Source organism: Roseovarius sp. ZX-A-9 (assembly GCF_028369135.1).
Taxonomy (GTDB): domain Bacteria; phylum Pseudomonadota; class Alphaproteobacteria; order Rhodobacterales; family Rhodobacteraceae; genus Roseovarius.
Window position 1 is genome coordinate 453,120 of the sequence record NZ_JAPWHW010000001.1, and the last position, 12,019, is coordinate 465,138.

The following is a 12,019-nucleotide window of genomic DNA, read 5'->3' on the forward strand; positions in this document are numbered from 1 at the left end:
CAAAGGCATTGTCACATTAACTCGGGTTTGTTGGAAGCGTTGGAAATTTTGCGTAGTTGCTGCGCATGAGCATGATCGTCAGCTACAAGCGCCACCGTTTTCCACCAGAGATCATCGCGCACGCGGTTTGGCTGTACGTCCGTTTCAACCTCTCCCTGCGCGAAGTCGAGGAAATGCTCCTGAAGCGTGGCATTGACGTTTCCTACGAAACGATCCGGCGTTGGGTGGCGAAATTCGCCCCGCAGATCGCCCGAAACTTGCGCCGGCGGCAGGCGCGTCCGGGGGATGTCTGACATCTCGACGAAGTTGCGGTGACGATCTCGGGGCGGAAATTCTGGCTCTGGCGCGCGGTTGACCAAGAGGGGATCGTTCTGGAAGAAATCCTGCAATCTAAGCGCGACAAGCGCGCTGCAAAGCGTCTTTTGAAAGCGCTGATCAAGCGGTTTGGCCTGCCCAAACGGACCGTCACGGACAAGCTGCGCTCCTACGGCGCAGCCAGACGCGAGATCGTGTCCGGCCTTGAACATCGCTCCCACAAAGGCCTGAACAATCGGGCCGAGAACAGCCATTTGCCGTTTCGAAAACGAGAGCGCTGCATTCAAGATTTCCGCTCTCCGGGCGGGTTGCAACGGTTTGTGACATGCCAGTCTGCCGCCCGAAACCGCTTCTCGATACCTGCCCGCCGCCGTTCCGCAAACGCAACACGCTATCACAGAATGGAGGCCTTCGACGCCTGGAAAGAGGCCGCAAGCATCTGACGCTCCAAGACCGGCCATCTCTTCGCGGCCGGCGAGTTAAGTTGACAACACCCTCTCACGTTCACTCGCTGCTGACCGTGCCGCATGGCGGTTAAGGGTTACCTTTGTAAATGCGGCCTAAATGGGAAGATTCAGGAGAATTTAACAGATTTCCGCGACAACGGGGTGCGCCCCTTGGGGCGTGACACGGCATGGCCCTGTTGGTATCAATCCCGCGGGGCAGGAATGGGCAGGAGTATCCGGGTTGGAAATAACCGAAACAGCGTTGCCGGGCGTACTGGTCCTTACCCCGCGCCGATTTGGCGATGCGCGCGGTTTTTTCAGCGAAAGCTGGAACCGGCGCACACTGGCCGAGGTCGGGATAGAGATCGATTTCGTGCAGGACAATCATTCGCTGTCGCACGGCATCAGCACGGTGCGCGGCCTGCATTTCCAGTCGCCGCCCCACGCCCAGGCCAAGCTGGTGCGCTGCGGTCGTGGCCGGTTGCTCGATGTGGCGGTAGATTTTCGCCGCGGCAGCCCGACCTTCGGACATTGGGTGGCCGAGGAACTGAGCTATGACAACGGTCGGCAGTTGCTGATCCCGGCAGGGTTCCTGCACGGCTTCGTCACGCGTGAGGCCGAAACCGAAGTGATTTACAAATGCTCGGACTACTACGCGCCCGAATGCGATGGCGCGATCCGGTTCGATGATCCCGATATAGGAATTGACTGGGGTCTGGGCGATACCGCGCCGATCCTGTCCGACAAAGACGCCGATGCCCCGCGCCTGCGCGATGTGATCTGCCCGTTTACACATGACGGATAAGGCGAAATGCATCCTTGTAACCGGCGGGGCCGGGTTCATCGGGTCCGCGGTGGTGCGGCAGGCGGTGGCGGCCGGGCACAGGGTGATCAACCTTGATGCACTGACCTACGCGGCCTGTCTCGACAATGTGGCCAGTGTCGCCGACAGCGACCTTTATGCCTTCGAACATGCCGATATCCGAGACCGTGCAACGCTGGGCCTGATCTTTGCCAAGCACCGGCCCGACGCGGTCTTGCATCTGGCCGCCGAAAGCCATGTGGACCGCTCCATCGACAGCCCCGGCGCGTTCATCGAGACTAACGTCACCGGCACCTACTACATGCTTGAGGCCGCGCGCGCCTATTGGTTGGAAAGCGGGCAACCCGAGGGGTTTCGCTTTCATCATGTCTCGACAGACGAGGTGTATGGCTCGCTCGGGCCCGAGGGGTTCTTTACCGAAGATACGCCCTATGACCCGCGCAGCCCCTATTCGGCCTCCAAGGCATCATCCGACCATCTGGTGCGCGCATGGTACGAAACGTACGGTCTGCCCGTCCTGTTGACCAATTGCTCGAACAATTACGGCCCCTACCATTTCCCTGAGAAGCTGATTCCGGTGGTGATCATCGCGGCGCTGGAGGGGCGCGAAATTCCGGTCTACGGTAAGGGCGAGAACGTGCGCGACTGGCTTTATGTCGAGGATCATGCCGATGCGTTGCTGACGGTGCTGACGCGCGGGCAGACCGGGCGCAGCTACAACATCGGCGGCAACGAGGAGCGGCGCAATATTGATCTGGTGCGGATGATCTGCGCCTTGCTGGACGAGTTGCGGCCCAAGGATACCCCCTATGCCGAGCAGATCGCCTTTGTCACCGACCGGCCCGGGCATGATCTGCGCTATGCCATCGACGCCAGCCGCATCCGGGACGAGCTGGGCTGGCAACCGTCGGTTACGCTTGAGCAAGGTCTGCGACGGACGGTGGAGTGGTATCTGGAGAACGAGCCGTGGTGGCGCGCGCTGCTGACACGCGACGGCGTGAGCACACGGCTTGGCACGGCATGAGGCTGCTGGTATTCGGCAAGACCGGGCAGGTCGCGCAGGAACTGGGACGTTTGGGCGCAGGACCGCACGAGATCACCTGTCTGGGGCGCGATGAGGCGGATTTCACCAATCCGCTGATGTGCCTTGCCGCGCTGAAGCAGCATGGGCCCGATGCGGTGATCAACGCTGCCGCCTATACGCGTGTGGACGACGCCGAAGAAGAAGAGCCGCTGGCGACCCAGATCAATGCCGACACGCCCGGCGTGCTGGCGACCGAATGCGCCGCGATGGGCATTCCGTTTCTTCAAATCTCGACCGATTACGTGTTTGATGGCAGCGGCCAGATGCCTTTTGCCCCTGATCATGCCACCGCGCCGCTGGGGGCCTACGGGCGTAGCAAACAGGCGGGTGAGGCGGCGGTACGGGCGGCGGGCGGCAATCACGTGATCCTGCGGACGTCATGGGTGTTTTCCGCGCATGGCAACAATTTCGTGAAAACCATGCTGCGCCTCGGGGCGGAGCGGGACCGGCTGACCGTTGTCGCAGATCAGATCGGCGGTCCGACCCCTGCCGCCGCCATCGCCACCGCGTGCCTGCACTGTGCCGAGCGGCTGGCAGCAGAGCCCGAACTGTCGGGCACCTATCACTTTACCGGCAGGCCCGATGTCAGCTGGGCAGAGTTTGCGCGCGCGATCTTTGCCATCGCCGGGCTGACGGTCGAGGTGGCGGATATCCCCAGTGCGGACTATCCGACACCGGCGCGCCGCCCGGCCAATTCGCGGCTTGATTGCAGCAGCCTGCATGCCGCGTTCGGAATCGAGCGGCCCGATTGGCAACGCGCGCTCGAACTCATCATCACCGCCCTCAGAGGAGCCACCCCATGACCCAGCGCAAAGGCATCATTCTGGCAGGCGGCACCGGCACCCGCCTGCACCCGATCACCATGGGCGTGTCCAAGCAGCTGTTGCCGATCTATGACAAGCCGATGGTGTATTACCCGCTCAGCGTGCTGATGCTGGCGGGCATCCGCGAGATTGCCGTGATCACCACGCCGCAGGATCAGGCGCAGTTTCAGCGCCTGATGGGCGACGGGTCGCAATGGGGGCTCACACTGACATGGATCGTACAGCCCTCGCCCGACGGGTTGGCGCAGGCCTATATCCTGGCCGAGGATTTTCTGGATGGCGCGCCCTCAGCCATGGTGCTGGGGGACAACATCTTTTTCGGCCACGGCCTGCCCGAGATGCTGGCCGAGGCAGATGCGCAGCGGGTAGGCGGAGCGGTCTTTGGCTATCACGTGGCCGATCCCGAACGCTACGGCGTCGTCACCTTTGACAAGCAGGACCGCGCGGTGTCGATCATCGAGAAGCCCGAAGTGCCCGGATCGCCCTATGCGGTGACCGGGCTCTATTTCCTGGACGGCAGCGCTCCAGAGCGGGCTCGCGCCGTCACCCCATCAGCGCGGGGGGAGTTGGAGATCACCACGCTGCTGCAAAGCTATCTTGACGACGGCACGCTAAAGGTGCGCCGCATGGGGCGCGGTTATGCGTGGCTTGATACCGGCACCCATGCCAGCCTGCTGGATGCCGGGAATTTTGTGCGCACATTGCAGGAACGGCAAGGGTTGCAGGCGGGCTGCCCCGAAGAGATCGCTTACGCCCAAGGCTGGATCGACGCCGATCAGCTGCGGGCGCGGGCGGAATTGTTCGCCAAAAACGCCTATGGGTCGTATTTGCTGCGGCTGCTGAAGTAAAATGGGCCTCTCTCAGACATTCACGTTCATATCCTCGCGCAGGACGGCATCACCGCCGTCCATCGCCGTGCGTGCATATTTGTACCCCCCATAGACCGCCGCTGCGATCAGGCCGGGGGCGTAGCAATCACCGATCCGCGTGACCTTGCGCAGGCCCGCATCCTGCCAGTCGTCCTGCCGCGCGTTAAGGTCATCCCAAAGCTGATCGTTGGGCAGGCGCGCGGTCACTAGTACTAACGTGGCGCAGTCAATCTGGCGCAGCTTGCCGGCATAGACACATTCCAGCGTGAGGCTGGCGCTGTCCATATCGGCCAGTTTGCTGTTCGCCACGATTTCCACGCCCAGGTCGATCAGGCGTTTCTGGATGCGGTGCTGTTCCAGTGTGAAGTCCGACCAGGGCGCGACCATGGATGTGGGTGTCACGAAAACCACCGCGCGCCCGGTGGCTACCGCGACCTCTGCCAGCACACTGCCGAGATAAAACCGGTCATCATCGAATATGATGATCGGCCCCGACGCGGCATCACGTTCCAGCCCGCCCTGCATGACATCATCCGGCGTCAGCACATTGCCCTTTTGCAAAAAGCCCAGCGGCTGGCGATGCGCCCGCCCCATTCCGTCCCTGCGCCAGTAGGACCCGGTGGCGATCGCCACATTGGCGATGCCGTATTCCAGCACATCCGCCGCACTCAGCGGGCTGCTCAGGTAAAGCTCGGCGTTTTGCACCTGCTGCAATTGCCACATGCGCCAGTCGCGGACCCGCGCCCATTCGGCAAGGCCGGGCAGCTGGCTTTCGGCGGTGACGCGCCCGCCCCAGTGATCGCTGGCTTCGGCGATTGTGACGTCATTGTCGGCCTTGACCAGAACCCGCGCCGCCTCCAGCCCGGCAGGACCACCGCCGATGATCAGATATGGCTCGGTTTGCTTGGGCCGGGTGATGATCTCGGGGTGCCAACCGCGCCGCCATTCCTCGGCCGCCGTCGGATTCTGCGTGCAGCGGAACGGCACGCAGGTGTTATCTCCCGACACGCAGATGTTGCAGCCGATGCATTCACGGATCTCTTCCAGCCTGCCCTCGTCGATCTTTCTGGGCAGATAGGGGTCGGCGATGGAGGGGCGGGCCGCGCCGATCATGTCCAGCTTGCCCTGTCTGATCAGGCGCACCATCGTATCGGGCGAGGTATGGCGCCCGACCCCGACCACCGGCTTGGTCGTGACGGATTTGACGAATTCTGTATAGGGCTCCTGATACGCTTCCTTGGCAAAGCGCGATGTCTGGCTGTCGTTTGACCAGTCCGACAGGTTGACGTCCCAGAGGTCCGGCTCTTCGGCCAATGCCTCGATCACTTCGCGCGCCTCGACATCGTGGCGGATGCCCTCTGGCCCCAGCAATTCTTCAACGGCAAAGCGCACGGCGATGGCGCAGGTATCGCCCACCGCATCGCGCGTGTCTGCGATCACCTCGCGAAAGAGCCGCACACGGTTCTGCAGTGATCCGCCATATTCGTCGGTACGGTGATTGTGCCGGTGCAACAGGAAATGCTGCAACAGCGTCATGTCGTGGCCCGCATAGACATAAACGATGTCGAACCCTGCCGTCTTGGCCCGACGGGCAGCGTCGACATGCCAGCCGCGGAATGCCTTGATATCGGCCTTGTCCATCGCCCGCGCATTCACCGGGTCGTTGCTGTCCACCACAACGGCGGACGGCGCCAGGGGGATGCGGCGCGAATAGCGGTTGGCCGAGTGCAGCCCGTTATGGGCCAGCTGGATCGCGGCCAGGCTGCCATGTTCGTGCACCGCTTCGGTCATCAGCCGCAGCGCCGGAATGTCGCGATCATCCCACAGCCGCGCCTCGTTCGACGAAGATAGATCAGAGGTGGGGTGAATCTCGGTTTCCTGCGTCGACACGACGCCCCAGCCACCGGCCGCCTTGACCCCGCGATGCGCCGCCTCGCTCCGGGGATAGCGATAGCCCATGCCGGTGCAGTGAGGCACCTGATAGAACCGGTTCGGCGCGGTAACAGGGCCCAGCTGGACGGGTTCGAACAGAATATCGTGGATCGGATTTCGCATGTTGGGCCTTTAGTCTGAGTTGGTCGTGCCCATTTTACACACCCTGCCCCGGCTGCCCAGCGCCCAGAGCGCCCTTGTCAGCCCTCACGCCCCCTGCTTTAACCACCCGGTACTCAGCCGGAGGCCGTGCAATGGTCGATATCGCTACCCGTGTCCATAATCACAAATGGAAGATCGACCCGATCATCCGTTCCTTGATCGACACGGATTTCTACAAGCTGCTGATGTGCCAGTCGGTTTTTCGCAACCGGCCGGACACGCAGGTGACCTTCAGCCTTATAAACCGGACCAAGCATATCCCGCTGGCGGACCTGGTGGACGAGGGCGAATTGCGCGAGCAACTGGATCATATCCGGTCGCTGTCTCTCAGCCGGGGCGAGAGCACATGGCTGCGCGGCAACATGTTCTACGGCAAGCGACAGATGTTCACACCAGAATTCATGGAATGGTTCGAAACGATGCGCCTGCCGCCCTATCACCTGGAACGGGTCGGCGATCAGTATGAGCTGACGTTTGAAGGCTCATGGCCCGAGGTGATGCTGTGGGAGGTGCCCGCGCTGGCCGTGTTGATGGAATTGCGCAGCCGCGCGGTGCTGCACGACATGGGCCGGTTCGAGCTGAAGGTGCTTTATGCCCGCGCGATGACCAAGCTGTGGGAGAAGGTCGAGCGGCTGCGCGATGTGCCCGACCTGCTTGTTGCGGATTTCGGCACGCGGCGACGGCACAGCTTTCTCTGGCAGGATTGGTGCGTGCAGGCGATGATGGAGGGGCTGGGCGAAAAATTCGTCGGTACCTCGAACTGCTTCATCGCCAAGAATCGCGAGGTTGAGGCGATCGGCACCAACGCGCATGAGTTGCCGATGGTCTACGCCGCGCTGGCCGATAGTGACGAAGAGCTGGCGCGCGCGCCTTACGACGTGCTCAGCGACTGGCACGAGGAACACGAGGGCAATCTGCGGATCATCCTGCCCGACACTTACGGCACTGAAGGTTTCTTGCGCAATGCGCCCGACTGGCTGGCGGGTTGGACCGGCATCCGCATTGATTCGGGTGATCCCGCCACTGGCGCGGAACGCGCGATTGAATGGTGGGCATCGCGCGGCGAGGACCCATCAGAGAAACTAATCATCTTCTCCGACGGGCTGGACGTGGAGAAGATCGCAACATTGCAGGCGCAGTTCGCCGGTCGCGTGCGGGTGTCGTTCGGCTGGGGCACCCTGCTAACCAACGATTTTCGCGGGCTGACGCCGGATGACGCGCTGGCACCGTTCTCACTGGTGTGCAAGGCGGTGTCGGCCAATGGGCGACCCACGGTCAAGCTTTCGGACAACCCGCTCAAGGCGATGGGGCCCGCATCCGAGATCGCGCGGTACAAGCGGGTGTTCGGGGTTGGAGAGCAGGACGCGTTGGAGGTTGTGGTTTAACTTACCCAACCGTTCTGGCGGTCGGCCCTTTTTCCGTGATCCCTGGATTTTCGCGGCCAGTGGCTATGACAAGGCTTACGGCGCGGTACTAGACCGGCCAAAGAAAAACCCCGCCTCGAAACCGAGACGGGGTTTTTTGATGTCCTGCCGCAAGTTGCGACGGGCGCAGGCTCAGCCCTGACGGGCTTTGAAGCGGCGCTGGGTCTTGTTGATCACGTAGACGCGGCCTTTGCGGCGCACGACGCGGCAATCACGGTGCCGGTTCTTGAGCGAGCGAAGTGAGTTGCGAACTTTCATCGTCGTCTCCTTTGTTGTCGCGGCGCGGGCCAGCGCCTAGCGGGTTGCGGGCGTCCCGGGAAAAGCCGGAACAGTGAATTCATGGTGGGCACTACAAGGTTCGAACTTGTGACCCCTTCGATGTCAACGAAGTGCTCTACCGCTGAGCTAAGCGCCCATGAATGCCGAACGTGCCCCTGCCCCCCAATAAATTGGGGCGCGGAAGCCCGCGCCGGTGGGCTGGTCTATAAAAGAACCGACGCCCGTGATCAAGGGCTTTTGGTTCTGGAAGAAAAAGGGCTATCATCCAGCCAATTAGCAACAGGGAACGCCCGCCACCACATGTCCAAGACCGCCTATCATCTGATCCATCCTGTGCGGCGCACCACCGCGCTTGTTTTTGCGTCGCCTCACAGCGGGCGGGACTACCCGGCGTGGTTCCTGCAACGCACTGTTCTGGATGCGCGGGCGGTGCGCAGTTCCGAAGATGCCTTTGTGGATCAACTCTTTGCCGCCGTGCCGCGTATGGGCGCGCCGTTCCTGCAGGCGGGCGCGCCGCGGGCGCTGATCGACCTGAACCGCGCCGAGACCGAGCTGGACCCTGCCCTGATCGAGGGCGTGCGCAAGAGCGGGCACAATCCGCGGGTGTCCTCGGGGCTGGGCGTGGTGCCCCGCGTGGTGGCCAATGGCCGCGCGATCTATGAGGGCAAGCTGAGCAGGGCCGAGGCAGATGCCCGGATCGAAACTTATTGGCGACCTTACCACGCGGCGCTGCGCAACGAGATGGAACAGGCACATGCGCTGTTTGGGCAGGCAATTCTAATTGATTGCCATTCTATGCCGCATGAAGCGATGGATCAGAACGCGCGCAAGGGCGCAGAACGGCCACAGGTGGTGCTGGGCGACCGATTCGGCGCCTCGGCGAGCGGTGCGATCGTCAAGCAGATCGAAGCGGCGTTTCGCGGCGCCGGGCTGAGCGTTGCGCGCAATACGCCATTTGCGGGCGCCTATGTGACCCAGCAATATGGCCATCCGTCGCGCGGGCATCATGCAGTGCAGATCGAGATCGACCGTGCGCTCTACATGGATGAGCGCCGAATCGAGCCGAATGAGAATTTCGATGCGTTCCGCGCGTTGCTGACCGGGGTGATCGCACAGATCGCCGAAATCGGTCGCCCGTCATCACGGCAGCTCGCCGCCGAATAGCCGCGCGGCCTCTTCCCCCATTCAGGCGATTTGCTGCGGTGTTCAGCGCAATGCGCGCCCCTTGCGAATCGCTTCCCTGCCGAATTTGCGCCGTATCGCGTCGGTCGCGCGTTCGGCCTTGCTGCGGCGGCGGGCCTCAGGGTCGAGCAGGTCACCCGACAGATCCGCGCCATCCTCGTTCAGCAGGTCCGACAGGCCGACGCCGATCAGGCGAAACGGTGCCTTGTTTGCGACCGGTTCCATCAGTGCGCGCGTGGTGCGGTAGATCACATCCGCCAACTGCGTTGGATCGCGCAGCGCCAGCCGACGGGTGAGCAGCGTGTGATCGGCGCGCTTGAGCTTGAGCGTTACCACGCGGCCTGCGAGCCCGCGCGCCTTGGCCCGATCCGAGACATTCTCGGAAAGCCGCCAGAGATGGCCATCAAGCAGATCCAGATCGCCGGTATCCTCATAAAACGTGGTTTCATTCGAGATTGACTTGACCGGGGCGCGGGCGTTGACGCGGCGATGGTCCTCGCCACGCGCCAGATGCCACAGCCGTTCGCCCATCGCGCCGAAACGGGCCACGAGATCGGTCCGCTCCCAGCGCAGCAAGTCGGCGAAGGTGCGGATGCCCGCCTTGTCGAGCGAGGCCTGCGCCGCCTGGCCGACACCCCAGATCAGGCGCACCGGCTTGTCACGCAGGAAACTGGCGGTCTCGGCCCGGCCAATCACCGAAAAGCCGCGCGGTTTGTCGAGGTCCGAAGCGACCTTGGCCAGAAACTTGTTATGGCTGAGCCCGATGGAGCCGGTAATTCCAAGCTCATCGGACATGCGCCGCACAAGCCGGGCCAGCATGATCGCGGGCGGAGCGCCGTGCAAACGCTGTGTGCCGCTGAGGTCGAGAAACGCTTCGTCGAGCGAGAGCGGCTCGATGTCCGGCGTCAGATCCTGCATCATCGCCCGGATCTGGCGTGAGACTTCGACATAGACATCCATGCGCGGCTTCACGATCACCGCATCCGGGCAGAGCTTCAGCGCCTGAAACATCGGCATGGCCGAGCGCACGCCGCGGATGCGCGCTACATAGCAGGCGGTCGAGACAACGCCGCGCCGCCCGCCGCCGATAATCACCGGTTTTCCCGCGAGACCGGGATCGTCACGTTTTTCGACACTGGCGTAAAAGGCGTCGCAATCCATATGCGCGATGCTGAGGTCGAAAAGTTCGGGATGTGACAACACGCGCGGGCGTCCGCAAGCGGCGCAGCGGCGCTGCCCCGAATCGGATATGGTCAGGCAATCGCGGCAGAAGGCGGGCATGGTTGTGGACCGGGACAAAGGTGTGGTCACCATATCCGAAACCCGAGGCGGGAATAAGGGGCCTTGGCGTGCAGGTCCGCCTCAGGCGATCTCTTCTAGTATTGCAGTGGCGGCGGCGGCGGGGTCGGCGGCGGCGCAGACGGGGCGGCCGACGACGATGTGATCGGCACCGTTCGCGATTGCGGCGGCGGGGGTCGCGACGCGCTTCTGATCGCCGAGCGCTGCGCCAGCCGGGCGCACACCCGGTGTGACGATCAGCCTGCCTGCGGCCTCGGGCAGGGCACGTATCTGTGCCGCTTCGCGCGGCGAGGTGATCACGCCATCAGCACCCGCCTCCAGCGCGCGGGCAGCGCGGGTTGTGGTGATCTCGGCCAGGTCGCCCGGCTGGGTCATACCGGCGTCCAGATCGGCACGATCCAGCGAGGTCAGGACCGTCACGGCGAGTATTTTCAGCGGAGTGCCCGCGGCGCCTTCACGGGCTGCACGCACAACATGCGGATCGCCATGTACGGTGAGAAAATCGAGATCGAACTGGGCCAGCCCACGCACGGCGCTTTCGATGGTGGCGCCGATATCAAACAGCTTCAGATCGAGAAAGATGCGCTTGCCGTGCTCTTGCTTCAATTCCTGCGCCAAAGCGAGCCCGCCGCCGGTCAACATGCCGAGGCCGATCTTGTAAAAATTGACCTGCGGGCCAATCCGCTGTGCCATCTCCAGCCCCGCAAGCGCGTTGGGCAGGTCAAGCGCCACGATCAGGCGGTCATCGGGTGTGGGCATGGCGCGCTCCGGCACGAGGGGAATTGCGCCTTTCTTGCGGTTCGGCCCCGGCCCGTCAAGCCAATTGGGGCGCTGCGCGGGTACCGAGCAGGCACATCGCGCAGCGATCCGTCATCTTCACGCAGTTAGGCTCTGCAATTCTTGCGGCTCAGGCGGCGCGATTGCCAAAGAGCCGGCCCAGTATCGATGTTTCGGAATGGCTTGAAGTGTCTGCCAAGGGCATCTGTGCCGCATGGGCCAGGCGCAGCTCCGGTTTTCCTTGGCGATGTGCGCGGCGGGCCGCTTCGGCCAGACCGCGGGAGACGATAGCATATTCGGCGTGCAGCGGGGCGGTGACGCGCGCCGGATAGGAATAGTCCTGCCCGTCTTCATGGACACGGACCAACGTTTCAAAGGCGCTGACTTCGGGGTTGTAACGGATGTCCTCGAACTGAATTTTCTCGATCTGCATGGCAACGCTCCTTCAATAGCGGGGCTTTCTGACCCGCGCGAGGCCTGTGTGTAACTCGGCCTCTCCTGTGGATAACTTAGGGAACGTTGGAAAAGTTCCATCGGGGAATAACAAAAATTTTACGTCACAGGCGGAATTTGGCTGGTTTGTCTTGATCCGTATCAAGGCGC

Annotated in this window: 11 protein-coding genes, 1 tRNA gene and 1 pseudogene; 7 read left to right on the forward strand and 6 right to left on the reverse strand. The window is 62.8% G+C overall.

Annotation, left to right across the window (positions count from 1 at the left end; translation table 11 throughout):
- Positions 1–65: 65 nt before the first annotated feature.
- The 5 genes and pseudogenes from O3306_RS02105 (at position 66) to rfbA (ending at position 4,340) form a co-directional block, all read left to right on the forward strand.
- A pseudogene (locus tag O3306_RS02105) lies at positions 66–758 on the forward strand (IS6 family transposase).
- Between the two features lie 244 nt (positions 759–1,002).
- Positions 1,003–1,566 (forward strand): dTDP-4-dehydrorhamnose 3,5-epimerase, encoded by a 564-nt coding sequence (gene rfbC, locus O3306_RS02110; RefSeq protein ID WP_272002600.1) that lies wholly within the window; start codon positions 1,003–1,005, stop codon positions 1,564–1,566.
- Entirely contained in the window at positions 1,556–2,608 is a 1,053-nt protein-coding gene (gene rfbB / locus O3306_RS02115) for a dTDP-glucose 4,6-dehydratase (protein ID WP_272002603.1), read from the forward strand. The genes rfbC and rfbB overlap by 11 nt, the downstream gene beginning before the upstream one ends.
- Positions 2,605–3,471 (forward strand): dTDP-4-dehydrorhamnose reductase, encoded by an 867-nt coding sequence (gene rfbD / locus O3306_RS02120; protein ID WP_272002606.1) that lies wholly within the window; start codon positions 2,605–2,607, stop codon positions 3,469–3,471. The genes rfbB and rfbD overlap by 4 nt, the downstream gene beginning before the upstream one ends.
- Complete coding sequence (gene rfbA / locus O3306_RS02125) at positions 3,468–4,340, forward strand: glucose-1-phosphate thymidylyltransferase RfbA (protein WP_272002609.1); 873 nt, start codon at positions 3,468–3,470, stop codon at positions 4,338–4,340. Before rfbD ends, rfbA begins: the two co-directional genes overlap by 4 nt.
- Before the next feature lie 12 nt (positions 4,341–4,352).
- On the opposite strand, the gene O3306_RS02130 is transcribed toward rfbA, so the two are convergent.
- The gene (locus tag O3306_RS02130) at positions 4,353–6,416 is read right to left on the reverse strand and encodes an oxidoreductase (RefSeq protein ID WP_272002611.1); all 2,064 of its coding nucleotides are present in this window, start codon (positions 6,414–6,416) and stop codon (positions 4,353–4,355) included.
- Between the two features lie 131 nt (positions 6,417–6,547).
- On the opposite strand from O3306_RS02130, the gene pncB reads away from it, so the two are divergent.
- Positions 6,548–7,840, forward strand: a complete 1,293-nt coding sequence (pncB, locus tag O3306_RS02135; protein ID WP_272002614.1) for a nicotinate phosphoribosyltransferase — start codon at positions 6,548–6,550, stop codon at positions 7,838–7,840.
- Between the two features lie 171 nt (positions 7,841–8,011).
- Here the strand turns inward: pncB and ykgO are convergent, their stop codons facing one another.
- Both ykgO and O3306_RS02145 read right to left on the reverse strand, forming a co-directional pair.
- Positions 8,012–8,137 (reverse strand): type B 50S ribosomal protein L36, encoded by a 126-nt coding sequence (gene ykgO / locus O3306_RS02140; RefSeq protein ID WP_005850168.1) that lies wholly within the window; start codon positions 8,135–8,137, stop codon positions 8,012–8,014.
- Positions 8,138–8,219: 82 nt separating this feature from the next.
- Positions 8,220–8,294: transfer RNA gene (locus tag O3306_RS02145), tRNA-Val, on the reverse strand.
- A 164-nt stretch (positions 8,295–8,458) separates the two neighbouring features.
- On the opposite strand from O3306_RS02145, the gene O3306_RS02150 reads away from it, so the two are divergent.
- A complete protein-coding gene (locus O3306_RS02150) occupies positions 8,459–9,322 on the forward strand; it encodes an N-formylglutamate amidohydrolase (RefSeq protein ID WP_272002648.1) in 864 nt (287 codons plus the stop codon).
- Between the two features lie 42 nt (positions 9,323–9,364).
- Here the strand turns inward: O3306_RS02150 and O3306_RS02155 are convergent, their stop codons facing one another.
- The 3 genes from O3306_RS02155 to O3306_RS02165 all read right to left on the reverse strand — a co-directional run bounded on the left by O3306_RS02155 (position 9,365) and on the right by O3306_RS02165 (position 11,849).
- A complete protein-coding gene (locus O3306_RS02155; protein WP_272002651.1) occupies positions 9,365–10,621 on the reverse strand; it encodes a DNA polymerase IV in 1,257 nt (418 codons plus the stop codon).
- 81 nt (positions 10,622–10,702) lie between these two features.
- A complete protein-coding gene (gene pyrF, locus O3306_RS02160; RefSeq protein WP_272002653.1) occupies positions 10,703–11,398 on the reverse strand; it encodes an orotidine-5'-phosphate decarboxylase in 696 nt (231 codons plus the stop codon).
- A 148-nt stretch (positions 11,399–11,546) separates the two neighbouring features.
- Positions 11,547–11,849 carry a hypothetical protein gene (locus O3306_RS02165; RefSeq protein WP_272002655.1) on the reverse strand — a complete coding sequence of 101 codons (303 nt, stop codon included), beginning with the start codon at positions 11,847–11,849 and terminating at the stop codon, positions 11,547–11,549.
- Positions 11,850–12,019 lie beyond the last annotated feature (170 nt).

Coding starts and splice junctions, on each gene's coding strand:
- rfbB (WP_272002603.1), top strand. CDS start 1,556: ATGACGGATAAGGCGAAATGCATCCTTGTAACCGGCGGGGCCGGGTTC.
- O3306_RS02155 (WP_272002651.1), bottom strand. CDS start 10,621: ATGCCCGCCTTCTGCCGCGATTGCCTGACCATATCCGATTCGGGGCAG.
- rfbA (WP_272002609.1), top strand. CDS start 3,468: ATGACCCAGCGCAAAGGCATCATTCTGGCAGGCGGCACCGGCACCCGC.
- ykgO (WP_005850168.1), bottom strand. CDS start 8,137: ATGAAAGTTCGCAACTCACTTCGCTCGCTCAAGAACCGGCACCGTGAT.
- pncB (WP_272002614.1), top strand. CDS start 6,548: ATGGTCGATATCGCTACCCGTGTCCATAATCACAAATGGAAGATCGAC.
- O3306_RS02150 (WP_272002648.1), top strand. CDS start 8,459: ATGTCCAAGACCGCCTATCATCTGATCCATCCTGTGCGGCGCACCACC.
- O3306_RS02165 (WP_272002655.1), bottom strand. CDS start 11,849: ATGCAGATCGAGAAAATTCAGTTCGAGGACATCCGTTACAACCCCGAA.
- pyrF (WP_272002653.1), bottom strand. CDS start 11,398: ATGCCCACACCCGATGACCGCCTGATCGTGGCGCTTGACCTGCCCAAC.
- rfbD (WP_272002606.1), top strand. CDS start 2,605: ATGAGGCTGCTGGTATTCGGCAAGACCGGGCAGGTCGCGCAGGAACTG.
- O3306_RS02130 (WP_272002611.1), bottom strand. CDS start 6,416: ATGCGAAATCCGATCCACGATATTCTGTTCGAACCCGTCCAGCTGGGC.